General features: G+C 71.1%; 23 protein-coding genes. 12 read left to right on the top strand and 11 right to left on the bottom strand.

What is annotated here, in order from left to right; all coding sequences use genetic code 11:
* Positions 1-4 precede the first annotated feature (4 nt).
* The 4 genes from OG485_RS28035 to OG485_RS28020 all read right to left on the bottom strand — a co-directional run bounded on the left by OG485_RS28035 (position 5) and on the right by OG485_RS28020 (position 4,599).
* Complete coding sequence (locus OG485_RS28035; protein WP_328671284.1) at positions 5-1,723, bottom strand: ABC transporter substrate-binding protein; 1,719 nt, start codon at positions 1,721-1,723, stop codon at positions 5-7.
* 200 nt (positions 1,724-1,923) lie between these two features.
* Entirely contained in the window at positions 1,924-2,016 is a 93-nt protein-coding gene (locus OG485_RS28030; protein ID WP_318658278.1) for an Ms4533A family Cys-rich leader peptide, read from the bottom strand.
* A 55-nt stretch (positions 2,017-2,071) separates the two neighbouring features.
* Complete coding sequence (locus OG485_RS28025) at positions 2,072-3,601, bottom strand: DUF3152 domain-containing protein (RefSeq protein ID WP_328671283.1); 1,530 nt, start codon at positions 3,599-3,601, stop codon at positions 2,072-2,074.
* An 8-nt stretch (positions 3,602-3,609) separates the two neighbouring features.
* Positions 3,610-4,599: an alpha/beta fold hydrolase gene (locus tag OG485_RS28020; protein ID WP_328671282.1), complete on the bottom strand. Its 990-nt coding sequence runs from the start codon at positions 4,597-4,599 to the stop codon at positions 3,610-3,612.
* A gap of 159 nt (positions 4,600-4,758) precedes the next feature.
* Between OG485_RS28020 and OG485_RS28015 the strand changes: the two genes are divergently transcribed.
* The 4 genes from OG485_RS28015 (at position 4,759) to OG485_RS28000 (ending at position 6,823) form a co-directional block, all read left to right on the top strand.
* Positions 4,759-4,977, top strand: a complete 219-nt coding sequence (locus OG485_RS28015; RefSeq protein WP_328671281.1) for a hypothetical protein — start codon at positions 4,759-4,761, stop codon at positions 4,975-4,977.
* A gap of 204 nt (positions 4,978-5,181) precedes the next feature.
* A complete protein-coding gene (locus OG485_RS28010; RefSeq protein ID WP_328671280.1) occupies positions 5,182-5,823 on the top strand; it encodes a TetR/AcrR family transcriptional regulator in 642 nt (213 codons plus the stop codon).
* A 189-nt stretch (positions 5,824-6,012) separates the two neighbouring features.
* Positions 6,013-6,240: a DUF3107 domain-containing protein gene (locus OG485_RS28005; RefSeq protein ID WP_095852722.1), complete on the top strand. Its 228-nt coding sequence runs from the start codon at positions 6,013-6,015 to the stop codon at positions 6,238-6,240.
* Positions 6,241-6,553: 313 nt separating this feature from the next.
* The gene (locus tag OG485_RS28000) at positions 6,554-6,823 is read left to right on the top strand and encodes a hypothetical protein (RefSeq protein WP_326785659.1); all 270 of its coding nucleotides are present in this window, start codon (positions 6,554-6,556) and stop codon (positions 6,821-6,823) included.
* A gap of 65 nt (positions 6,824-6,888) precedes the next feature.
* Here the strand turns inward: OG485_RS28000 and OG485_RS27995 are convergent, their stop codons facing one another.
* Entirely contained in the window at positions 6,889-7,650 is a 762-nt protein-coding gene (locus OG485_RS27995; protein ID WP_328671279.1) for a ferritin-like fold-containing protein, read from the bottom strand.
* A 278-nt stretch (positions 7,651-7,928) separates the two neighbouring features.
* Between OG485_RS27995 and OG485_RS27990 the strand changes: the two genes are divergently transcribed.
* Positions 7,929-10,409 (top strand): DEAD/DEAH box helicase, encoded by a 2,481-nt coding sequence (locus tag OG485_RS27990; RefSeq protein ID WP_328671277.1) that lies wholly within the window; start codon positions 7,929-7,931, stop codon positions 10,407-10,409.
* A 142-nt stretch (positions 10,410-10,551) separates the two neighbouring features.
* Positions 10,552-11,445: an alpha/beta fold hydrolase gene (locus OG485_RS27985; protein ID WP_328671275.1), complete on the top strand. Its 894-nt coding sequence runs from the start codon at positions 10,552-10,554 to the stop codon at positions 11,443-11,445.
* A 70-nt stretch (positions 11,446-11,515) separates the two neighbouring features.
* Here the strand turns inward: OG485_RS27985 and OG485_RS27980 are convergent, their stop codons facing one another.
* Positions 11,516-12,412 (bottom strand): NYN domain-containing protein, encoded by an 897-nt coding sequence (locus OG485_RS27980; protein WP_328671273.1) that lies wholly within the window; start codon positions 12,410-12,412, stop codon positions 11,516-11,518.
* Between the two features lie 201 nt (positions 12,413-12,613).
* On the opposite strand from OG485_RS27980, the gene OG485_RS27975 reads away from it, so the two are divergent.
* A complete protein-coding gene (locus tag OG485_RS27975; protein WP_328674865.1) occupies positions 12,614-12,790 on the top strand; it encodes a hypothetical protein in 177 nt (58 codons plus the stop codon).
* Positions 12,791-12,936: 146 nt separating this feature from the next.
* Here OG485_RS27975 and OG485_RS27970 read toward each other — a convergent pair whose 3' ends face one another.
* The 3 genes from OG485_RS27970 to OG485_RS27960 all read right to left on the bottom strand — a co-directional run bounded on the left by OG485_RS27970 (position 12,937) and on the right by OG485_RS27960 (position 15,816).
* On the bottom strand, positions 12,937-13,542 hold the full coding sequence (locus tag OG485_RS27970) for a MarC family protein (protein WP_328671272.1): 606 nt from the start codon (positions 13,540-13,542) through the stop codon (positions 12,937-12,939).
* Between the two features lie 443 nt (positions 13,543-13,985).
* Positions 13,986-14,843 carry a PHP domain-containing protein gene (locus tag OG485_RS27965; protein WP_328671271.1) on the bottom strand — a complete coding sequence of 286 codons (858 nt, stop codon included), beginning with the start codon at positions 14,841-14,843 and terminating at the stop codon, positions 13,986-13,988.
* 331 nt (positions 14,844-15,174) lie between these two features.
* Positions 15,175-15,816 (bottom strand): DUF6758 family protein, encoded by a 642-nt coding sequence (locus OG485_RS27960; protein ID WP_328671270.1) that lies wholly within the window; start codon positions 15,814-15,816, stop codon positions 15,175-15,177.
* Positions 15,817-15,979: 163 nt separating this feature from the next.
* On the opposite strand from OG485_RS27960, the gene OG485_RS27955 reads away from it, so the two are divergent.
* The gene (locus OG485_RS27955) at positions 15,980-17,233 is read left to right on the top strand and encodes an MFS transporter (RefSeq protein WP_328671269.1); all 1,254 of its coding nucleotides are present in this window, start codon (positions 15,980-15,982) and stop codon (positions 17,231-17,233) included.
* 52 nt (positions 17,234-17,285) lie between these two features.
* Here OG485_RS27955 and OG485_RS27950 read toward each other — a convergent pair whose 3' ends face one another.
* Positions 17,286-17,870, bottom strand: a complete 585-nt coding sequence (locus tag OG485_RS27950) for a suppressor of fused domain protein (protein WP_328671268.1) — start codon at positions 17,868-17,870, stop codon at positions 17,286-17,288.
* A 616-nt stretch (positions 17,871-18,486) separates the two neighbouring features.
* Between OG485_RS27950 and OG485_RS27945 the strand changes: the two genes are divergently transcribed.
* Together OG485_RS27945 and OG485_RS27940 are read left to right on the top strand one after the other, a co-directional pair.
* Positions 18,487-19,602, top strand: a complete 1,116-nt coding sequence (locus OG485_RS27945) for a magnesium and cobalt transport protein CorA (RefSeq protein ID WP_328671267.1) — start codon at positions 18,487-18,489, stop codon at positions 19,600-19,602.
* A 24-nt stretch (positions 19,603-19,626) separates the two neighbouring features.
* Positions 19,627-20,169: a hypothetical protein gene (locus OG485_RS27940; protein WP_328671265.1), complete on the top strand. Its 543-nt coding sequence runs from the start codon at positions 19,627-19,629 to the stop codon at positions 20,167-20,169.
* A gap of 185 nt (positions 20,170-20,354) precedes the next feature.
* Here the strand turns inward: OG485_RS27940 and OG485_RS27935 are convergent, their stop codons facing one another.
* Positions 20,355-21,113 (bottom strand): hypothetical protein, encoded by a 759-nt coding sequence (locus OG485_RS27935; RefSeq protein WP_328671263.1) that lies wholly within the window; start codon positions 21,111-21,113, stop codon positions 20,355-20,357.
* A 187-nt stretch (positions 21,114-21,300) separates the two neighbouring features.
* Here OG485_RS27935 and OG485_RS27930 point away from each other — a divergent pair, with 187 nt between their 5' ends.
* Positions 21,301-22,701: a magnesium transporter MgtE N-terminal domain-containing protein gene (locus OG485_RS27930; protein WP_328671262.1), complete on the top strand. Its 1,401-nt coding sequence runs from the start codon at positions 21,301-21,303 to the stop codon at positions 22,699-22,701.
* Positions 22,691-23,287, top strand: coding sequence for a DUF1003 domain-containing protein (locus tag OG485_RS27925; RefSeq protein ID WP_328671259.1), 597 nt, complete (start codon positions 22,691-22,693; stop codon positions 23,285-23,287). The genes OG485_RS27930 and OG485_RS27925 overlap by 11 nt, the downstream gene beginning before the upstream one ends.
* The last annotated feature ends 5 nt before the right edge of the window (positions 23,288-23,292 follow it).

Raw genomic sequence — 23,292 nt, 5'->3', positions numbered from 1 at the left:
GGTGCTACTTCACCGCGACCTGGGAGATGTCCAGAACGCCGGTCCAGTCGCTGATCACGATGTTCTTGACGCCCTCGCCGTACAGGCGCTTGTAGACGGGGTGGAACAGCGGCACGGTCAGCGCCTGCCCACCGATCTTCTTGTCCAGCGCGCCCCAGCGCTTGGCGGCCTCGTCGAGATCGGTCAGCTTGTTGATCGCGTCGATCTCGTCGTTGACCGACTTGTCGTCGAGGAAGCCGGAGTTGAAGTTGGCGCCGTTCTTGACGATCTGCCGGCCGTCGAAGATCGGGGCCAGGAAGGGACCGCCGGAGGGCCAGTCGGCACCCCAGTGGGCGAGGAAGAAGCCGGGCTCGTTCTTCGCGCTGTGGATCTTGTCGCTGTAGTCGTTCTCCTCCAGGCCCTGCAGCTTGACGGTGATGCCGGCCTTCTTGAGCGCGTCCTGGACGGCGGTCGCGATCTCCGGGCTGGTCTCGAAGTCCTTGCTGTTGGAATGCGTGAGCGTGATGGTCAGGCCGTTCTTGTGGCCCGCCTGCGCCAGCAGTTCCCTGGCCTTGGCCGCGTTGCCGGAGGCGCCCGCCGGGAAGAGGTCGTACGGCGTGTAGCCGAAGGACTTCTGGTTCGGCAGGTACGTCGTCGCCGGCTCGGCGAGGGACGAGCCGCCCGCGGCGTTGATCACCGAGCTGCGGTCGATGGCGTACGAGATCGCCTGGCGCACCTTCGGGTTGTCGAACGGCTTCACCTTCGGGTTGAAGGCGAGGTAGTTCGTGTAGCCGAAGTGGCCGGTTCCGACCCGCGAGGCCAGTGCCTTGTCCCCGGTCACCTTGGCGAGCTCGGCCGGGCCGAGGTTGGTGTCCGTGGTGACGGCGGTGGCGTCGGCGCCCTGGGAGGAGGACAGCCGCTGGTTGATCACGGAGGAGTCCAGCCCGGACCGTACGTCGATCGTGTCCGGGTAGGCCTTGCGCTCGGCGTCGGTCGACGCGGACCAGTGGGTGTTGCGCTCCAGGGTGAGACGCTCGCCGTCGTTCTCGTTCTTGACGACCTTGTACGGGCCCGAGGAGACCGGGTGCTCCTCGTACTTCGTGCCGGTGTCCTTGGCCTTCGGGACGGGCGTGAACTGCGTCTGCGTGGCCAGGTAGGGGAACTCGCCCTCGGGCTTGTTCAGGTGGAAGACGATGGTCAGCGCGTCCGGCGTCTCGATCGAGTCGAGGCCCTTCTTGTCCTTGTAGGGACCCTGGTAGTCGGCGCCGCCGATGAGCCAGTCCCTCAGGTAGGGCGCGCCGCCGGAGAGTTCGGCGGCGAAGGAGCGCTCGATGCCGTACTTGACGTCGGCGGAGGTGATCGGCGTGCCGTCCTCGAACTTGAGGCCCTTCTTCAGGGTGTACGTCCACACGGTCGCGTTCTCGCTCGGGCGGCCGGTGTCCGTGGCGAGGTCGGGGACGACCTCGGCACCGGCGGCCCCGTCCTCGCGGTTGCGGGTGGTGAGCGTACGGAAGACGAGCGAGGGCACATTGCCGCCCCCGGAGGTGTAGAGCCTCGCGGGGTCGAAGTCCGACTGCGGATTGGAGTTCAGGACGGTGAGCGTGCCGCCCTTGTGAGGCTGGGAGTCGCCACCGGAGCTCTTGGCATCGTTGTCCTTCGGCCCGCAGGCGGCGGCGCCCGCTGCCACGACCAGGCTGACGGATGCCGCGGCCACGCGGCGCGCTATGACGGACGATTGACGCATCGGAAGACGACCTCTCGGATGACTCGAATACTGAGACGGAATGACACGGAGTGAGACAGCGGAGCGCAGAGCTCGCCCAGGGCGTCAGGCGTCGGAGTCAGACCGGACCGAAAGGGGCACGGGCGCGCCGAACCGCAAAGGTTCGGGAGCGCACGGGAACGAGACGGGAAGGAGAGCGACGCACTCGCCGGGGGCGGGCGTCAGCAACAGTGAATGTCGGCCACGCAGAGCGCGGTCACGCCGATGAGCGCCAGCTCGATGGCGGCGCGAACGGAGGCGTGACGGGAGGACATGCGGAAAATATGAACGATCTTTTTCCGCATGTCAAAGCGATACAGGCACTTTCCGTCAACTCTTGGGATAGGGCCAGGCGTTGGGCAGACAGTGGATTCCGTCGTGGTCGAGGAACTTGGTCTGCTGCTGCATGACCGGGGCGAGATCGCCGTCCTTCTCGCAGGTGACGTGCCCGTATCCGAGCCGGTGGCCGACCTCGTGGTTGATCAGCATCTGCCGGTAGGCGTGAATCTCGTCACCGAAGCCGTAGGTCTTGGAGCCCTGGGCCCAGCGGTATGCGTTGATCATGACGCGCTCGGTGGACGCCGAGTCGCACGACACGTTGTCCTCCGTGGTGTCGAGCCCCGACTTGGCGCACCACTCGGCGGTGGTGCCGGGACTCGCCAGCGTGATGACGAAGTCCGGTTTGCCGGAATCGATCCGCTCGAAGGTCCGGGCGCCGCCGTGCGCCCAGCTCCTCTTGTCGTTCAGGGTCTTCTGCACGGCGTCGGCGAAGAGCGCGCCGTCGAGATCGAGGCCCTGCTCGATGTCGACGCGGTAGGTGTACTTGTGGCCCTTGCCGGGCGCCTTGGCGACTCCGGGCACCGCGGCGAACTTCCCCGACGCCTTGAGCTTCGCCCCGAGCGGGTAGGTCCTGGCCATCTGCTGGTCGTACGTCAGGGGCACGGCGGCCACCTGCGGCTGTCCCGACTGGGTGGGCCGGTCGTCGCCGCGCGAGGCGGAGTCCTGGGTCGCCCGGCCGCCCGCGTCGGCGGACTGCGCCCGCGCGTCGGCGTCGTGCCCTCCCGTGGCCATCTGTCCGGCCACGACGACGGCCAGCACGGTGGTGACGGCGGCCGCCGCGATCCCGGTGAACGCCCATCCCTTGCGGGCCTTGCCCTCGTCCTGATCGCCGGCCTCCGGCAGCGGCCGGTCTCCGGTGCCGACGGGCTGGGCGTTCCAGTCGGCGGGGTCGTCGAACCCCGTACGGGGTCCGGCCGTCCGGCCCGCCGCGCCGCCGCTCTGCCGTTCGTCGAGGTCGAACGCGTCGACGTACGCCTGCCGGGGTCCTGTCACGGCCTGCCGGCGCTGCTTGGGCACCCGCGGTCCCGCGGGCGCGCCCTGCGGAGCCCCGCCGGCCCTGGACTCGCCCCAGCCGCCGCCCTGTTCACGCTGCTCGGGATGCCCGCCCCGCACCTGCGGCGTTCCGTGGGCGGGGGTCCCGTCGGGGAGACGCGGCGTTCCGTGCGCCGGGGTCCCCTCGAAGGAACGCGGCACCCCACGTGCAGGGGCGCCGTCCTGGAAGCGCGGGACTCCGTGGGCCGGGGTCCCGTCCGCGTAGCGCGGCACCCCTCGCGCGGGAGTGCCGTCCGCGACCCGCGGAAAACCGTGCGCCGGAGTGCCGTCGGAGAATCGTGGTGCGCCCTGCTGCGGGCTGCCGCCCGAGGGCGGGTAGGGACCCAGGGAGCCGGGCGGGCGGGTCGCCGCGCGGCGGACGCCGTCCGGGCCCGGCGCCGGAGCCGGTGCCGCCTCGTCCGCCGGAACCGCCCGCGTCTGCGCGGTGTCCGTCTTGCCGGCCCGCCCCCGACGACTGTGTCGTCCCACTTCCCGCCTCAGCTCTCCGCGCCGACTGCCACCGAAGTGGTCGACTCTCCCAGGTCCGCCAGGAGTTCACGGAAGGCGGTGGCGACCGTCTCCGGATACTCCATCATGGCGACGTGCCCCGCGTCCGGCAGGGACAGCAGCCGGGAATCGCGGAACGCACGGGCCGCACGCTGCGCCATACGGTAGCCGACAAGTTGGTCGCGGCCGCCGTAGACCAGGAGCGTGGGGGCGAGCACCCGTTCGGCCTGACGCCACAATCCGTGCTGGCCGCCCAGCGTGTAGGCGTTCACGACCCCGCGCGCGGAGCGTGCCATGGCGTCCCAGAAGTAGGGCAGGGCGAGCCGTCGCTCCATCTCCTCGACCGCGGCACTGAACCCCTCGGGCGTCACGATGCCGGGATCGCCGTAACAGAGGGCCAGAACCCCTCGTACGCGCTGCTCAGCGCTCCAGTCCCTGGTGAGTTTCGTGAACAGTCCCGCCACCCCGGGCAGAGCGAGCAGCGCGGTCGGCCAGGCCGTGCGCTGCGCGCGGATCTCGGGCAGCGCGGGGGACACCAGCGTGAGCGTCCGGACGAGATCCGGCCGCACGGCAGCGACGCGTGTCGTGACGGCTCCGCCGAGGGAATTGCCGAAAAGATGTACGGGACCGCGTCCGGACGCGTCGAGATGGCGGATGACCGCCCGCGCGTGTCCGGTGACCGAGTAGTCGCCGTCGTCCGGCGGCGGCGAGTCACCGAAGCCCGGCAGGTCGAGGGCCTCGCTCTCCACGAGCCCGTCGAGCCGGGACATCAGCGCCGACCAGTTCTGCGAGGAACCGCCCAGACCGTGCACGTACAGCGCGGGCGGGAGGTCCTCCCTGACCGGCGGTCTCGACCGGATCGTCAACGTGATGCCGGGCAGCCCGACCGATCGCAGCCGCTCTCCCTCCGCGACCCTGACGGCGCCGACCCTCGGCGTGACACTGACGGCCGGCGCGGAAGGGAGTTCGGTCGAAGACATGCCGCAATGTTACGAGACGATCACGTGGGGGCTCATGTGTTCGCGGTCACAGATGGCGGGCCGATCGCATAGCGTCCGGATCGCGTGTCTCCTAGGCTTCGAACGAGGGCACTCGTCCGCACATCAGGAGCGCACTCGTACCGTTCGGGAAGAGGAACCATGACAGTCGACCCGACAGACCCCGGAACGTTCGACGACCAGTTCCGGGAGATCCCCGACATCGAGGCCCCCGAGGCCGACGCCGTCGAGCAGTCCGCCGAGCTGGACCCCGCGGACGACGTCGACCCGGAACCCCCGGGCGACCGCCTCAACGCCGACGACGGCGATCTGGCCGAGCAGGCCCGGGTCGTCCGGCTGAACGAGGACGACTACAGGTGACCTGACATCCACAGGTGATCCGGCACCGCAGATCAGGGCCGCCGCGGCGGCCGGGTGCCCAGCTCGTCCCCTTCGGCACAGTGTGCGCCGTCCCGGCAGGGGGCCGGTCCGTGAAATTCTCCGCTCGCACCGCACACAGCAGGGTTACCGAAAAGTACGATGGCGGCGCGGCGCACACCGCACGTGACAACTTTGGGAGGCGGCGTGACAGCCATCGAGCAGACAGAGGCAGCACGCCCGCGGGGCACTCGCCTGCCGCGCCGTGCCCGACGCAACCAGCTCCTCGGCGCCGCCCAGGAAGTTTTCGTTGCGCAGGGATACCACTCGGCCGCCATGGACGACATCGCCGAGCGCGCGGGCGTCAGCAAGCCGGTTCTCTACCAGCACTTCCCGGGCAAGCTCGATCTGTACCTCGCCCTGCTGGACCAGCACTGCGAGTCCCTGCTGCTGGCGGTACGGGCCGCTCTCGCGTCGACCTCGGACAACAAGCTGCGCGTCCGCGCCACGATGGACGCCTACTTCGCGTACGTCGAGGACGACGGCGGCGCCTTCCGGCTGGTCTTCGAGTCGGACCTGACCAATGAGCCCGCGGTGCGCGAGCGCGTCGACAAGGTGACGCACCAATGCGCCGAGGCGATCTGCGACGTCATCGCCGAGGACACCGGTCTCTCTCGCGAGGAGTCGATGCTCCTCGCCTCGGGCCTCGGCGGTCTGGCCCAGGTGGTGGCCCGCTCCTGGCTGCACAGCGACCGCAGCGTCCCGCGCGACCAGGCGGTCCAGCTGCTGACCTCGCTCGCCTGGCGGGGCATCGCGGGTTTCCCGCTGCACGGCACCGACCACCAGTGATCCGCCGGACCACTGGATCACCGACGCGAAGGAAGCGGCCGGGGCAGCCCCCGGCCGCTTCTTTGTTCCCGTCGGCTGTTCGCTCCTGGCGTTCCCGGGCGGAGCATGCGCGTCCCCTCGCCGGGCTAATGTGTGCTGCGTACGGCGCGTACGAACGCGCACATGACTGACCGTCGGAGGGACAAAGCCGTGGAGGTCAAGATCGGCGTGCAGCACGCGCCCCGCGAGATCGTTCTGGAGAGCGGTCAGACCCCGGAAGAGGTCGAGCGCGCGGTGTCCGAGGCGCTGTCCGGCAAGTCGCAGCTGCTGAGCCTCGTGGACGACCACGGCCGCAAGGTCCTGGTACCGGCCGACCGGCTGGCGTACGTGGAGCTCGGCGAGCCCACGCAGCGCAAGGTCGGATTCAGCGCCCTGTAGGGCGACTGAGCGACGAAGCGGATACGGGAAGGGCCCGGTGACGATGTCACCGGGCCCTTCCCGTATCCGCTTCGTGCGGCCCGTACCGCTTCCTACTGCCCGGCCCGCCGCGGTCGCCGGTTCGCGCCCGCCCTTCCGACCGGCGTACGCCCGCTTCCGCTCCGGCGCACACCCCGATCCGTACCACCGCCGCTCCCCGGGCACCTCGGCAGATGGAGCACATGCCGGACACGGAGGAGGGTTGCGTTCCGAACGTCAAGGGTAGGAGCGGCTACGACCGATTTGCACCGGCCGTGCGGGAGGGACCCCACCCATGTTCTTGGAAGCGTTCGGCTCCGCGCTGCTCGGTCTCGCGCTGGCGTGGGCGGCCTCGTACCGCCTGTCCCACCGGTTGCCCGCACGCAGCCTGGTCCTGTCGACGGGCGTGGCGGGAGCCCTGTTCGGCGCCTTCCTGACGCACACGGCCCTGGGCTCCGGCCACTTCCTGGCCATCCTTCTCGGCGCGGTGGCCGTGTCCGCGGCGCTGCTGTCGTTGCTGCTGCGCCCCGAGGAGCGTTTTCGACGCCGCTCGGCGACGGCGTAAGCCGCTGCGAAGGCCCCGCTCCGGCGACCGTGAACCGCGCCGGTAGTGCTTAGGGCGTGTCCGTCCTAGGCCGCCAGGCCGAGCGCGGCCATCCGCTTGGTGTGCGCCTCGGTGATCCTGGAGAACATCCGGCCGACCTCCGCGAGATCGAACCCGTCCGCGACGCCGCCCACGAGCATCGTCGACAGGGCGTCGCGGTCGGCGACCACACGCTGCGACTGGGACAGGGCCTCGCCCATCAGCCGTCGCGCCCACAGCGCGAGCCGGCCCCCCACCCGCGGGTCGGCGTCGATCGCGGCGCGCACCTTCTCGATGGCGAAGCCGGCGTGACCGGTGTCGTCGAGGACGCCGAGGACGAGCTTGCGGGTGTCCGAGTCGAGGCGGGCCGCGACCTCGCGGTAGAAGTCACTGGCGATCGAGTCGCCGACGTACGCCTTGACGAGCCCCTCCAGCCAGTCCGAGGGAGCCGTCTGCCGGTGGAAACCGTCGAGCGCGGCGACGAAGGGCTCCATCGCCTGCGTCGGCTCCGCGCCGATCGCGGAGAGCCGGTCCCGCAGCTGCTCGAAGTGGTGGAACTCGGCGGACGCCATCTTCGCCAGTTCCGCCTTGTCGCTCAGCGTGGGCGCCAGCTTGGCGTCCTCCGCGAGCCGCTCGAACGCCGCGAGCTCGCCGTACGCGAGCGCTCCGAGCAGGTCCACGACCGCGGCGCGGTACTGCGGCTCGGCCGAGGCCGTGTCCCAGTTCTGCGCGGCTACTCCGGTGGCCGCGGGGGCGGTGTCGGCGGGGGCTTCGGCGGGCTTCTCAGCGGCGTTGTCAGGCGTCGTCATGAAGCGCACAATAGCCCGCTCACCGTACGAGGGAAGTCCCTGCTCAACCTGTGTGACGACGACTACGTGACCAAATCGGCCATCGCATGTGCGCGATTCCGGGGTATGGTGGTAATGCGCCCGGCGAGTAAATTCGACGGGCCGCACGAATGAGGATGCCCGGTCGGTGGCCCGATCGGCTCCGACCCGACAGCCCTCCTCGTCGGTACGGCACATTGCGTACGGCATCCGGAGGGAACCCTCAGCGGCACGAGAGCTCGAGCGTCGGCAGTGGTCCCATGCCACTCGGCCCGCCCGTCAAGAGCGGCCGACGTCCCCGGCACGGTCCCGACACGACCCCCGCGCTCGCCTCGCACCGCGTACACAGAAGAGGCAGCACCCTGACTACGACTTTCCGAGACCTCGGAATCCTTCCTGAGACCGCCGAAGCCCTTGAGGCCGTCGGCATCGTCAGCCCCTTCCCCATCCAGGAGATGACGCTCCCCGTCGCCCTTTCCGGCAGCGACGTCATCGGCCAGGCCAAGACCGGCACCGGCAAGACGCTGGGCTTCGGCCTTCCGCTCCTCGAGCGCGTCACCGTCCCCGCGGACGTCGAGGCGGGCCGGGCCAAGCCCGAGCAGCTCACCGACGCCCCGCAGGCGCTCGTCGTCGTCCCGACGCGCGAACTGTGCACGCAGGTGACCAACGACCTGCTGACCGCGGGCAAGGTCCGCAACGTACGCGTTCTGGCCATCTACGGCGGCCGGGCGTACGAGCCCCAGGTGGAGGCCCTGAAGAAGGGCGTCGACGTCATCGTCGGCACCCCCGGGCGGCTGCTGGACCTCGCGGGCCAGAAGAAGCTCAACCTCAAGCACATCAAGGCGCTCGTCCTCGACGAGGCCGACGAGATGCTCGACCTGGGCTTCCTGCCCGACGTCGAGAAGATCATGAACATGCTGCCGGCCCGCCGTCAGACGATGCTGTTCTCGGCGACCATGCCGGGCGCGGTCATCGGTCTCGCGCGCCGCTACATGTCGCAGCCCACGCACATCCGCGCCTCGGAGCCGGACGACTCGGGCGCGACGGTCGCGAACACGAAGCAGTTCGTGTACCGCGCTCACAACATGGACAAGCCGGAGATGGTCTCGCGCATACTGCAGGCCGACGGCCGCGGTCTCGCGATGGTCTTCTGCCGCACCAAGCGGACGGCGGCGGACCTCGCCGACCAGCTCCAGCAGCGCGGCTTCGCCTCCGGCGCGGTCCACGGCGACCTCGGCCAGGGTGCCCGCGAGCAGGCGCTGCGCGCGTTCCGCAACGGCAAGGTCGACGTGCTGGTCTGCACCGACGTCGCGGCCCGCGGTATCGACGTCGAGGGCGTGACCCACGTCATCAACTACCAGTCCCCCGAGGACGAGAAGACGTACCTGCACCGCATCGGCCGCACCGGCCGCGCGGGCGCCAAGGGCATCGCGATCACCCTCGTCGACTGGGACGACATCCCGCGCTGGCAGCTCATCAACAAGGCGCTGGACCTCGGTTTCCCGGACCCGCCGGAGACGTACTCGACCTCTCCTCACTTCTACGAGGAGCTCAGCATCCCGGCCGGCACCAAGGGTGTCCTGCCGCGTTCCGAGCGCACCCGCGCCGGGCTCGGGGCCGAAGAGGTCGAGGACCTGGGCGAGACCGGCGGCCGTGGCGGTCCGCGTGGCCGCGGTGGCCGTACGGCTGCGCCCGCGCCCGCCGAGCGTGAGCGCGCGCCGCGCACTCCCCGCCAGCGCCGTCGTACGCGCAACGGTGCTTCCGCGGACGAGACGTCCGCGTCCACGGCCGCTCCGGCGACCACGGAGTCGCCCGCGTCCGTCGAGACCGCCGAGCCCCGCACGCCGCGCCGCCGTCGGCGGACGCGCGGTGGAGCGGGCGAGGCCGTGGCAGCCGTCGCCGCCCCCGTGACCGAGGCCGCGGAAGCCGCCGTGGCGACGGCTGAGGGTGTCGCCGACGAGCCGGCCGCGCCGCGCCGTCGCCGGACCCGCAGGACCGCCGCGACGGTCGTGGAGACGGCGGAGGCGGTGGTGACCGCCGCCGAGGCCGTGGTCGAGAGCGCCGCCGCCGAGGTCGTCGCCGAGGTTCAGGCCGCGCCGGCCCGCCGACGCACCCGCAAGGCCGTCGAGACGGCTCCCGCCGCCGAGACGGTCACCGAGGCCGCCGAGGTCACCGAGGCTCCGGCCAAGCCCGCCCGCCGACGCACCCGCAAGGTGGCGGAAGCGGTCGTGGACACCGTCGAGGCCGCCGCGACCGAGATCGCCGAAACGGTCGCCGAGGCCAAGCCCCGACGCACCCGCAAGGCAGCGAGCACCGCCACGGACACCGCCGAGGCCGCCGAGGCGACCGAAGCCAAGCCCGTACGCCGCCGGACCCGCAAGGCCGTCGCCGACGCCGAGATCCCGGCCCAGGCCGCCGAGGTCACGGAGGCCAAGCCCGCCGCCCGCCGACGCACCCGCAAGGCGGCGGAAGCGGTCGTGGACACCGTCGAGGCCCCCGCGGCCGAGATCGCCGAAACGGTCGCCGAGGCCAAGCCCCGACGCACCCGCAAGGCAGCGAGCACCGCCACGGACACCGCCGAGGCCGCCGAGGCGACCGAAGCCAAGCCCGTACGCCGCCGGACCCGCAAGGCCGTCGCCGACGCCGAGATCCCGGCCCAGGCCGCCGAGGCCACGGAGGCCAAGCCCGCCGCCCGCCGACGCACCCGCAAGGCCGTCGCCGCGGAGCCCACGGAGAGCTGATCTCCCGTCCGATGGCCCGGTCCCCCTTTCCGGTGGGGCCGGGCCATCGGCGTACCCGCGCATCGGCACCCGGCCACCGTGACGGCCCCCGGCCACCCCACCCGTCGAGCGGCCCTCGCCGACGCCCGATAGCCTCCTCCGCATGAGCAGGCCCTACACGTTCGTTCCGCCCGCCGGTGTCCGCGCGTACCGGTTGTCGACCGCGCGCGGCGAGTTCGCCGTGCTCGACGCCGCGCCGGAGGGACAGTCCAAGGGAACCGTCCTGCTGCTGCCGGGGTTCACCGGGAGCAAGGAGGACTTCATCGCGCTGCACGCGCCGCTGGCCGCCGCGGGCTACCGGACGGTGGCTGTGGACGGGCGCGGACAGTTCGAGACCGAGGGACCACGCGACGACGAAACGGCTTACGCACAGGGCGAGTTGGCGCAGGATGTGCTCGCGCAGGCCGCCGCCGTGGGCGTTCCGGTGCATCTCGTGGGGCACTCGCTCGGCGGCCAGATCGCACGGGCCGCGGTGCTGGCCGACCCGTCGCCGTTCGTGTCCCTGACGCTCATGGCCTCCGGCCCCGCGCAGATCTCCACGGCTCAGCAGCAGCGCGTCAAGCTGCTGCGGGACGCGCTGGCCGTGATGAGCATGGCCGAGGTGTGGGAGGCGATCCAGGCGATGGAGCCGCCCGAGGAGACCGACACCGGCGGGCTGGACGCGGGGCTCGACGACCTCTCCGACCTGCGCCGCCGCTGGCTCGGCAACAGTCCCGCCCAGCTCGTCGCCACGGGCCGCCAGCTCTGCGAGGAGCCCGACCGTGTCGCCGAACTGGCCGCCGTCCCGCTCCCGAAGCACGTGCTGTCCGGCGAGCATGACGACACCTGGCCGGTCACCCTGCTGGACACGATGGCCGTACGGCTGGAGGCGCACCGCACGGTCGTCGAGGATGCGGAGCACTCACCGAACGCCGACCAGCCCCTGGAGACCGCCCGCGCCCTGGCCGCGTTCTGGGACGGCACGCTGCCCACGAGCGCTCCCGGCAGCCCCGGCTAGCGCCCGGACGGGCATCCTTCGCGCCGTCGCGGCGCCCGGCCCTCGACGCGCGGACGTTGTCCGCCGGGCCCTAGTACTGCGCCTGGAGGTGCTCCCAGAGGCCGTCCCGCAGTGCGCGGCGCAGGTCCGCCTGGCCGCGCAGGGAGTACTGGAGCAGTCCCTCGGCCTCGACCAGCAGATCCTGGTCGACCGAGCCGGGGAGATACGGGTGACCGGGAAGCAGCTCGGCCAGGGATTCACGGCCGCGTGCGGCCAGCCACTTCGCGGCCACCTGGGCGCCCACGAAGCGCACGTCCTCCCGGGTGGGCCGGACCGCCGCCGTCGGGTCGTACGACTGGGCGGTCCGCCTGGCCACGTACGGCTTGAAGAAGTCGAGGTCGAGCGTGCGCTGACTGTCGACCTCCCAGAGAAGCGGCTCGGCCTGGTTGCCGCCCTCGGGTGCCTCGATGCCCCAGAGGTGGACCCGGGCTCCGTAGCCCTGGGCCGCCTCGACCGCGGAGACGAGGTCCTCGTCGCCGCCGAGCAGTGCCGCGTCGCTGATGGCGCGGTGCCGGGCGAGGGACTCCAGGTCCGAGCGGATGAGTGAATCGACGCCCTTTTGCTGGTTGTTGGCGTTCAGGTTGCCCAACCGGACCTTCACGTCCGGGAGTTCGGCGATGGACTGCTGCTCCGCGGTGTGGATGCGCCGCCGCGCGCCGTCGTACCAGTAGACGCGCAGCAGCCTGCTGTCGGCGAAGATCGTGCGAGCCCGGTCGATGAGCGCCTCGATGAGCCCCTCGGTGTCCAGGTCGAACGAACGGCGGTCCTCCGTGCCGGCGACGAGGCGCCCCGCGGCCGCGTACAGATATCCGGCGTCCACGAAGATCGCGTGGGTGGAGGGGGTCTTCGCGACCTCGGCGAGCATGCGCTGGAGCAACTCGTTCGTACGGTCTATGCGGGCGGCGAGAGCCGCGTGGTCGTCGTTCATCGACGCCATTGTCCCGGCGGTCACGCTGCGAACACAACTGGCGCCGTTCAGTCTCCGCCACCCGGACTACCCGCCGGTAATTAGGTTCTCGAAAAATTTCCTTAGCGTAGGGAATGTTTGTAACACGCATCCCGTTGACTCCAACGTGAGCGAGGACAGTGGTGCCTCGCTCGGCAGACACAAGTAGTTCTCCTCAGGAGGATGACCAGACGAAGGGAGAAGCCCTTGCGCTTCGAAATCATGCGACTCGACGACGTCGACGGCACGCCCGTGGACAGCACTGTCGTAGACGCCGCCTCCGTCAACCGGATCGTTCAGCAGGCCGCCGCCATCGGGCAGCGTCTGTGGATCCGCCCGGCCGACACAACCGCTTCGTAACACGACGACCGTCCGCTTCGCGGTACAGGGGCGCACCGAAGGCGCCTCGCAGGACGAACCGCGTGACGGACAGCAGATGCTTCAAAGACTTCAGAGCCCCGCACGGCGAGAAAGCCGTGCGGGGCTCTGCGTGTCGGCGGGATCCGTCAGCTCCCCCGGATCACCTGCGTGACACCGTTGATGATCTGCTGCACCGCGATGGCGGAGAGCATCATGCCCGCGAGCCGGGTCACCAGGACCACACCGCCGTCCTTGATGACACGGATGATCAGCAGCGAATAGCGCATCACGACCCACAGCACGACGTGGATCGCGAGGATCGCGGTCCACACGGAGACCTGACCGGCGACCGAGTCGGCCTTCTGCACCGCGAGGATCACGGACACGATCGCGCCGGGCCCGGCGAGCAGCGGCATCCCGAGGGGGACGAGGGCGACGTTGACGTCCTTGGTCTGCTTCGGCTCGTCCGTCTTGCCGGTGAGCAGGTCGAGGGCGATGAGCAGGAGCAGCAGTCCGCCCGCGATCATCAGTGCGGGCACGGAGACGTGCAGGTAGTCCAGGATCTGGTGCCCGAGGAGCCCGAAGACGGTGATGACACCGCCGGCGACGCAGACCGCCTGGACGGCCATCCGCCGCTGTACCCGGGCGGGGCGGCCCGCGGTGAGCGCCAGGAAGATCGGGGTGATCCCGGGGGGATCCATGATGACGAAGAGCGTGAGGAAGAGGGAGCCGAAGACGGCGACGTCGAACATGGTGAGGAGAAGCCTTGCGAGAGGGTGAGTGAGGGCAGGGATCGGGGGCGGGGCTTTCCGGCCACCGCGTCGGGCGGTCATTCCACGGGGCGGGGCGCGTCGGCACGACCGGCCGTACGGGAGAGTGCGGGAGCGTCGGTGCCCGCGCCGCCCGGCAGGGGCCTTACGGGACAGGCCCGGTGCGTACGACCTCACGTGCCCACCGGGACCGGCATCAGGACAACCGCGGCCACAGGCACAGCCACAGGCGCAGGCAGGATCGCAGCCGAATCACAGCCACGGTCGCAGCCGGCGCCTCCGGCACAGCCACAGGCACGGTCACAGCCGAAGTCACAGGCACAGGGCCCAGACCCAGGCAACGCCCCAGGCACACGGGCGAGGCGCAGCCCTGACCGAACTGGCAGGCCCCGCCGCGGTCAAGCCCGGTGGGAACGTCCGGGGATTCAGGCTCCGCCCGCGCCCGGTACCGGGAACGCCCCGGTGGCGCGGCGGGTGATCTCCCCGTAGACCTCGGGGTCGGTCGTGAACTCCCCGAGCACACAGGTCTTGCGGCTGCCGTGGTAGTCGGACGAGCCCGTGGTCAGCAGCCCCAGTTCGGTGGCCAGACCGCGCAGCCGTGCCCGGGTGGCCGGTTCATGGTCCATGTGGTCGACCTCGATGCCGTCGAGGCCCGCTCCGGCCAGCTCGGCGATCACCGAGTCCGGCACGGTCCGGCCCCGCTTGGCGGCGGCGGGGTGAGCGAAGACGGTGACGCCTCCGGCGCCCTTGACCAGCCGGATCGCCTCGAAGGGGTCGGTCTCGTGCTTGGGGACGTAGGCGCGCCCCCCGTCGGCCAGCCACTGCTCGGTGAAAGCGTCGGAGACGCTGTCGACGACGCCAAGTTCGACCAGCGCGGAGGCGATGTGCGGGCGCCCGACCGATCCGTCGCCCGCGATGCGCGCCACCTGCTCCCAGGTGATCGGCACGCCGATCTCCCGGAGCCTGGCGATCATGCCCTGGGCACGCGGCACCCGGTCGTCCCGTACCAGTTCGCGCTCGGCGAGCAGTGCGGGGTCCTCGGGGTCGAACAGGTAGGCCAGCATGTGCATGCTGATGCCGTCGATCCGGCAGGAGAGCTCGGCGCCCGTGACGAGGGTGAGTCCCTCGGGGAGCGCGGCGAGCGCCTCGGCGTATCCGCGCGTGGTGTCGTGGTCGGTCAGCGCGACGACGTCCAGACCGGCGGCGGCCGCGTTGCGCACCAGCTCCGCCGGGGTGTCCGTGCCGTCGGAGGCGGTGGAGTGGGCGTGCAGATCGATGCGCACTACGCGTGACTCCAGGCGGTGACGGAACGGGCGGGACGCTCAAGGATAGCGGGAATCGGCCCCCCAATGTCACACCCGTACCAGGGGAGCACCCCCTACACTTCCCGGCACCCGAGCGCGCCCCACGCCGACGTCCGGGCACCGCCCACTCGGGCGTCCAGGCACGCCCGCTCCGGCATCCGGGCGCGCCCCGGGCCGGAGTCCCGGCACACCCCGGGCCGGCGTCCAAGGTGCACCCCTGGCCGGCGTCCGGGCACGTCCGGGTCGGCGTCCGAGGTGCGCCCACTCCGACGTCCGGGCACGCCGCACCCCGGCACCGCGCCACGCCGCCCTACGGCTCCAGGATGCGCGGCGACAGCGCGCCGCACGGCAGCAGGTCGACCTCGGCGCCCGCGTCGCGCAGATCGGTCAGGACCAGTTCGTCGTACATCAGCAGTCCGGTCTGCTCGGGCCAGACGACGGCCCACAGCCACAGCCCCAGCGCCTCGCCCGCGAAGACGGCGCGGTCGTCGGGCGAGCCGGAGACGTGCCAGAGCGGGGTGGGCCGGCCCGCCGCGAGGACCTTCGCCTGCGGCGGTTTCTCGACGCTCATGTACGGGCCGGGGTCGGGTCCGTCCATGCCCGCGTACCGCGCGCCGAGGCCGACGCCCAGTTCCTCGGCGACGAGGATCAGCTCACCCATCCCGCCCAGCGGTCCGGGCCCGGAGCAGGCGATGACGGTGGCCCTGCCGCCGCTGCGGTCGTCCCCCGCGAACGCCGCTCCGGTGAACAGCCAGCCGACCGGCAGCGGCCACGGCATCCACACCGGTACCCGGGCGCGGTGCACGACCACACCGAGGGCCTCGACGCTGGGCGGGATCACGGGCTGCAGCGGATGCACCGTGCCGTGCACATCACACTGCCAGGAATCGGCAAAGAGGCCGGGAGCCCTGACCCGGCCACCACACTTCGGGCAACTGGGTTCGCCCCTCATAGGGCCCAACGGTCCTCCCCGTCTTTGCCCGCGTCAAGGACGATCACCCGTCCGGCGCGGGCCGGCCACGCCAAAAACTACGTGCATCTTGCATTTATTAGTCCGGCTAACTTATTGTGTGTATAAGACAACGATCTAGTCGGTGCACAGTGAGGGAGCGGGCATGATCAACAGCACGGAAGGCCCCGCGGAGGGCGACACGTTCGACGTCGGCGCGGGCGGCGTCCTGCGTCAGCCGAGGGCCGTCTGGGCGACCGCCGGGGCGTCCGTCGTCGCCTTCATGGGCATCGGACTCGTCGACCCGATCCTGCCGTCCATCGCCCGGGGGCTCGACGCCACGGCGGGCCAGGTGTCCCTGCTCTTCACCTCGTACTTCCTGATCACCGCGTTCGCGATGCTGCTGACCGGCTTCGTCTCCAGCCGGATCGGCGGCCGCAGGACCCTGCTGCTCGGCCTGGCGCTCGTCGTGGTCTTCGCCGGACTGGCCGGAACCTCGGGATCGGTGGGCGAGCTCGTCGGCTTCCGGGCCGGCTGGGGACTCGGCAACGCGCTGTTCGTCTCCACCGCCCTCGCCGTCATCGTCGGCGCGGCGGCGGGCGGCAGCGCGGCCGCGATCCTGCTGTACGAGTCCGCGCTGGGCCTCGGCATGGCCTGCGGGCCGCTGCTGGGAGCCCTGCTCGGCAACGCGAGCTGGCGCTACCCGTTCTTCGGCACCGCGTTCCTGATGGCGATCGGCTTCCTGTGCATCACGGCGTTCCTGAAGGAGCAGCCGAAGCCCGCGCGCGCGACCTCACTGCTCGACCCGCTGCGCGCCCTCGGCCACAAGGGCCTCGCCTCCGCCGCGGCCTCCGCGTTCTTCTACAACTACACGTTCTTCACCGTGCTGGCCTTCACCCCGTTCGTACTGAACATGACGCCGTACAGGTCCGGCGCGGTGTTCTTCTGCTGGGGTCTGCTGCTCGCGGTCTTCTCGGTGATCGTGGCCCCGCGCATGCAGGCGCGGTTCGGCTCGCTGAAGGTGCTGGGCGGCTCCCTGGTGCTGCTCGCCGCCGACGTGTTCGTCCTCGGGTACGGCGACCACACCACCGCCGTCGTCTGCACGATCCTGTCCGGCGCGTTCATCGGCGTGAACAACACCGTCTACACGGAGCTGGCCCTCGGGGTCTCCGACGCCCCGCGCCCCGTGGCGAGCGCCGGCTACAACTTCGTGCGCTGGTTCGCGGCCGCGGCGGCGCCGTACTTCGCCCCGAAGATCGAGGAGTGGAGCAACATCCGCGTCCCGTTCGTGGTCGCCGCGGTCACCGCGCTGCTGGGCGCGGCGGTGGTCTACGTACGGCGCGCGGCGCTCACCGAGAGGGCGGAGGAGCTGGAGCCGGTCCACGCCACCGAGGACGGCGTCGCCGCTTTCGCCAACTGAGTCATCGAGAACGGGAATTGACGCTCCGTCACACACGGTGTCCCGGTATCGGTCAGTCCAGGGGAACGGACTTGCGCAGCGGATCGCGCAGGTCCGTTCCGCCGTTCAGCCAGCGTTCCTGGAGAGCGCCGGCGCCGTGGACGCGCTTCCAGGCGGCCTCGTTGGGCGTCATGGGGAGCAGCGGCAGGAAACGTACGGGATCGGCGGGAGCGTCGAGCTCCAGGTCCTCCACCAGGCCGCCGGATTCGGCGACCAGGACGGAGGTGAACGGCGCGCCGGGCCACAGGGGTTCACCCACGTCGAGCGAGGCGCCGGGGGCCACGACCAGACCCTCGACCTGGGGAGAGGCGGCGAGCACGGCCAGCGGGCGGAGCACCTTGTCGGTGTCGGTCCCGGCCGGACGGACCGAGAGGACCAGTTCGGCGCGCGGGCCCTTCACCGGATCGGCGAGCACGGCGGTGGGATCAGCCATCGGCTGGACGGACATGCCGAGCGTGGCGTAGCGGACGATGTCCCCCTCCGTGAAGCGCAGCACCTCGATGCGGTCGGTGCCCAGAAAGGTGACCGCGGCCCGCGCGTCGGGTTCGCCCAGCGCGGAGCGCAAACGGGCCTCGACCAGAGGAAGAACATCAGCCATGAACCGAGCATAGGCCGCGTCAATTCAGCCTGCGCGCATCGGGCCCCGGTCAACAACGCGCAAAGCGGGGCCTTGACGTATCGGTGCGCTGATACTCTTGGCCGCTGGTCGGAGCAGTGCATGACTGAAGGCCCCCAGGCCCTCATGGCGCTGCGGGAGTTGCTCCCGGACTCCGACGCACTGAGACTGATCTGACTCCCCTTCGGAGGGAGACAGACTCCCCTTCGGGGGAAGGATCGTCCCTCACGGGGGACCGACCGGAGGAGGTGGGGCTGCAATGGATCGAAGTCGATCGTGCAGTACCACCCGCTCTTCCGGTCGCTGAGTCCGTAGCTGGTTCCGCTGGGTTTTTCAGCCCTTCCGGCTGCCGCCTCCCGCAATCGTGTGCATACGTGTCAATGCCGCCCGGTGCACCACGGAAGAGCGCTTCGTTTCCGCCTGATCTGTCCGATCTGAACCCCTGATCTGTCCGATCTGAATCAACAGCGAAGCTGCCACCGCGACGGTGCGGTGCTCCCCGCTTTGTGGACGTGCCAAACATCCGCAGTCAGGACGTCCCCATTCCGGGTAGTTCCAACCGTCGCCGGCCGCCTCCGCCCGCGAGAAGGAGCCTGCCATGTCGATGATCCGTGACCTGCGCGCCGCGGTCCGCCCCCGTCCCTCCCTGCGCATCAAGGACAGTGGCTCGTACGACACCACCCGCGACCCGGCCACCCCCTCGGCCGTGGTCGACTGCGCCGTCTACCGTGACGGCGCCCGCGTCGCGACCCGCACCCCGCTCACACCGCAGGAGGCCATGCGCCAGGTGCGGCGCGACGGCGGGTTCGTGTGGATCGGTCTGCACGAGCCCACCGAGGACGAATTCGCCGGTATCGCCCGGGAGTTCGGACTGCACCCGCTGGCCGTGGAGGACGCCGTCCAGGCCCACCAGCGGCCCAAGCTGGAGCGCTACGACGACTCCCTGTTCACCGTCTTCAAGACCATCCACTACGTCGAGCACGACCGGCTGACGGCGACCAGCGAGATCGTCGAGACCGGCGAGGTCATGTGCTTCACCGGAGGGGACTTCTTCATCACCGTCCGGCACGGCGGGCAGGGGTCGCTGCGCGCGCTGCGGCACCGCCTCCAGGACGACCCCGAACTGCTCGCCAAGGGCCCCTCGGCGGTGCTGCACGCGATCGCCGACCATGTCGTCGACGGCTACATCGCGGTCGCGGACGCCGTGCAGGACGACATCGACGAGGTCGAGACCGAGGTGTTCTCGCCGGGCCGCAAGGGCACCCCGCGCGGCACGGACGCCGGGCAGATCTACCAGCTCAAGCGCGAGGTACTGGAGTTCAAGCGGGCGGTGTCGCCGCTGCTGCGCCCCATGCAGCTGCTGAGCGAGCGCCCGATGCGGCTGATCGACCCCGACATCCAGAAGTACTTCCGTGATGTCGCCGACCACCTCGCGCGCGTGCAGGAGCAGGTCCTCGGCTTCGACGAACTGCTCAACTCGATCCTCCAGGCCAACCTCGCGCAGGCCTCCGTGGCGCAGAACGAGGACATGCGCAAGATCACCTCGTGGGCCGCGATCGTCGCCGTACCGACGATGGTCTGTGGCGTGTACGGCATGAACTTCGAGCACATGCCCGAGCTGCACGCCCGCTACGGGTACCCCGTGGTCATGGGGATCACGGTCGGGCTCTGTCTCACGATCCACCGGATCCTGAAGCGCAACGGCTGGCTGTAGGACGGGCTGGATAGTCTGGGCCCCATGACGCAAGAGCTGCTCGACCAGGCCCTCGTCGAGGAGGCCACCAAGAAGTCCGGGCTGATCTGGGTACGGGGCGCCGCGGCGCCCTCGCCGGCCGGTCCGGGCGAGGAGGCGCCCACCCGCGCGCTGTGGCACGTGTGGCACGAGGGCGCGGCCTGCCTGGTCGGCGACGGGCCGGGCGAGCAGCCGCTGCCGGGGCTGGCCGCCGGAGGGCGCGCCGTCGTCACCGTCCGCAGCAAGGACAAGGGCGGACGGCTCGTCACCTGGTCCGCCACGGTCGTGGAACTCACCGCGAACACCCCGGAGTGGGACGCGGCCGTCGGAGAGCTCAAGGGCAAGCGGCTGAACGCCCCGGACGGCGAGGCCATGCCGGAGCGCTGGGCGCGCGAATGCCGGGTGGTGCGCCTGGAACCGACGGGCGCGATCGCCGAGCCGCCCGAGGGCTCGCTCGCCGCACGTCCGCTGCCGAGCCCGGCGACGACCCGCCGGCCGGCCCCGGCGGCGCTGCCCCGTCTCCTGCTGAAGCGGCGCAAGCGCGGCTGAGGCCAGTCCGGCGCGGCTGGGGCCCGTCCGGCCTTGCCCGTCTGCCGTACGACGGGCGACTGCCTGCCGTACGACGGGCGACTGTCTGCCACCGGGGGCCGTGCGGCCCCGTCCCGCGGACCGTGCGGGTTCACGACGAGGGCCGTCGCCGCCCGTGGTCGTGGACCGGGCGGGTCATGAGCGGGTCACGACGAGGGCAGCTGCTGCCCGTAGTCGACCGTGTCCTTCTTCGGCGGTTCCGCGAGCGGGAAGTCCTTGCCCCAGTCGGTCAGACTGAGGGTGCCGGCGTTGCCCGCGCGTCCGAGCAGGACCGGGTACGGGGTGCCCTGGAGCGAGACGTCCAGGGTTCCGCCCGAGCCCTTGCCGCCGGTGATGCGGATCGTGCGGACACCGGACTGTTCGTGATGGCCGTCCTTGGCGAGGGCGCCGTGCAGACTGAGCAGCCCGTCGAGCAGGACGTCCTTGTCGGTGAAGCCGCTGAAGCGCTTGTACGCGGGGTCGCCGGTCGGCACCTTCACGTACATGCCCTCCAGCTTGTCGGCCGCCGCCGTGTCCGTCGGCTTGCCGTCGCTCTCGCCGTCCTCGTGGGCCCAGAACGCGGCGTCCGCCTTGAGGAAGAGGTGCTCGCCGACCCGCAGCAGCCGGAAACCGCCCCCCTTGGAAGTGACCGAACCGGTGCCGCCGTCGGACTTGAGGCGCATGTCGAGGGTGTAGGTGGTGCCGCCCGAGACGACGGTCCCGGAGAGCCGCACGGTCGGCGCCTTGTCGGCCGCCTTCTTCGCCTTCGCCTGGATGGCGGTCGCGGACAGCTTGCCGACCCCGTTCGTGCCCGCGTCCGGGTCCTCGCTGCCGCACCCCGTCAGCCCCGTCGCTGTCACGGCCAGTGCGCAGATCGCGGCCGCCGTCACGGCTCTGCGGGTACGGCCCTGGGGAATTGCGGTCACAGGTGGGGCTGCCTCTCGTGCACGGTCCTCCAACGGCGTACGGCAGCGTACCGGTGCGCAGGCCGCCCGGCGGAGGCAGTCCGTCCGGACCGCCCACCAGGGCGTACCCGACCGGGACGGGCTAGCCTGAAGCCCACCCGAGCGGACAGACCGGCACAGAACGCATCGAAGCGAAGGAGGCGCGCGCATGGCAGCGGCCGCCCCCCGGATCTTCGTCTCGCACCTGTCCGGCGTCGCCGTCTTCGACCCGAACGGCGACCAGGTGGGCCGTGTGCGGGACCTCGTCGCTATGCTGCGCGTCGGACGGCGGCCGCCGCGCATGCTCGGCCTCGTCGTCGAACTGTCCACGCGCCGCCGGATCTTCCTGCCCATGACCCGGGTGACCGGCATCGAGTCCGGCCAGGTCATCACGACCGGCGTCCTGAACGTGCGCCGCTTCGAGCAGCGGCCCACCGAACGGCTCGTCTTCGGCGAACTGCTGGACCGGCTCGTGACCCTCGTCGAGACGGGCGAGGAGGTGACGGTCCTCGACGTGTCGATCCAGCAGCTCCCGGCCCGCAGGGAGTGGGAGATCGGCCGGGTCTTCGTCCGCAAGGGCCGCGGCGGCGCCTTCCGGCGCTCCAAGGGCGAGACGATGACGGTCGACTGGTCCTCCGTCACCGGATTCTCGCTGGAGGAGCACGGACAGGGCGCGGAGAGCCTGCTCGCCACCTTCGAGCAGCTGCGGCCCGCCGACCTCGCGAACGTGCTGCACCACCTGTCGCCGAAGCGGCGCGGCGAGGTGGCCGCCGCGCTCGACGACAACCGTCTGGCCGACGTCCTGGAGGAGCTGCCCGAGGACGACCAGATCGAGATCCTCGGCAAGCTCAAGGAGGAGCGCGCGGCGGACGTCCTGGAGGCGATGGACCCCGACGACGCGGCCGACCTGCTCGCCGAACTGCCCACCGAGGACGTGGAGCGGCTGCTGAGGCTGATGCGGCCCGGCGAGGCGGCGGACGTCCGGCGGCTGATGGCGTACGCGGAACGGACGGCGGGTGGTCTCATGACCACCGAGCCCATCGTGCTGCGGCCCGACGCGACCGTCGCCGACGCGCTCGCCCGGGTCCGCAACCCCGACCTCTCCCCCGCGCTCGCCGCCCAGGTGTACGTGTGCCGCCCGCCGGACGAGACGCCGACGGGCAAGTACCTGGGCGCGGTGCACTTCCAGCGGCTGCTGCGCGATCCGCCGCCCACCCTGGTCGGCTCGCTCGTCGACGACGACCTCCATCCGCTGGCCCCGGAGGACGAGCTGCCGGTGGTCGCCGGGTTCTTCGCGACGTACGACATGGTCGCGGCCCCCGTCGTCGACGAGAGCGGCTCGCTGCTCGGGGCGGTGACCGTGGACGACGTACTGGACCACATGCTGCCCGAGGACTGGCGGGAGACGGAGTTCCACCTCGACGAGGGTGTGCACGACAGCATGCACGCGGAGCGCGACGAGCTCGACGAGTCCCGCGACGAGAACGGGACCGGCCCGGCGGACGGCCCCGAGGACGCCCTCGGGGAGCCGGACGGCCCGCGAGGCGGAGAGGGACGCCATGGCGCCTGACCGTGAGGCCCGTGAGCGGGCCGCCACGGGGGCGACGGCGGCCTCCCGCCCGCGCACCCGGCTCGACCAGCCGAAGCCGCCGCGGCGCAGACTGCTGCCCGAGTGGGACCCGGAGGCCTTCGGACGGTTCTCGGAACGCATCGCCCGCTTCCTCGGCACCGGGCGGTTCCTCGTCTGGATGACGATCGTCATCATCATGTGGGTGGTCTGGAACGCCTTCGCTCCGCACGGCCTGCGCTTCGACAACTACCCGTTCATCTTCCTGACCCTGATGCTGTCGCTCCAGGCCTCCTACGCCGCCCCGCTGATCCTGCTCGCGCAGAACCGGCAGGACGACCGCGACCGGGTCAACCTCGAACAGGACCGCAAGCAGAACGAGCGCTCCATCGCCGACACCGAGTACCTCACCCGCGAGATCGCCGCGCTGCGGATGGGCCTCGGCGAGGTCGCCACCCGCGACTGGATCCGCTCCGAGCTCGAAGACCTGGTCAAGGAGCTGGAGGACCGCTACCCCGACGGTCACGGGGACGGACGGGCCGTATTCCCGGCGGAACGGTCGCAGGGACGTGACGTAGACGACCGGTGACAGGG

This window comes from Streptomyces sp. NBC_00328 (genome assembly GCF_036139655.1).
GTDB lineage: Bacteria > Actinomycetota > Actinomycetes > Streptomycetales > Streptomycetaceae > Streptomyces.
The sequence above is the reverse complement of the archived record's forward strand: the minus strand, read 5'-3'. Positions and strand labels throughout refer to the sequence as shown.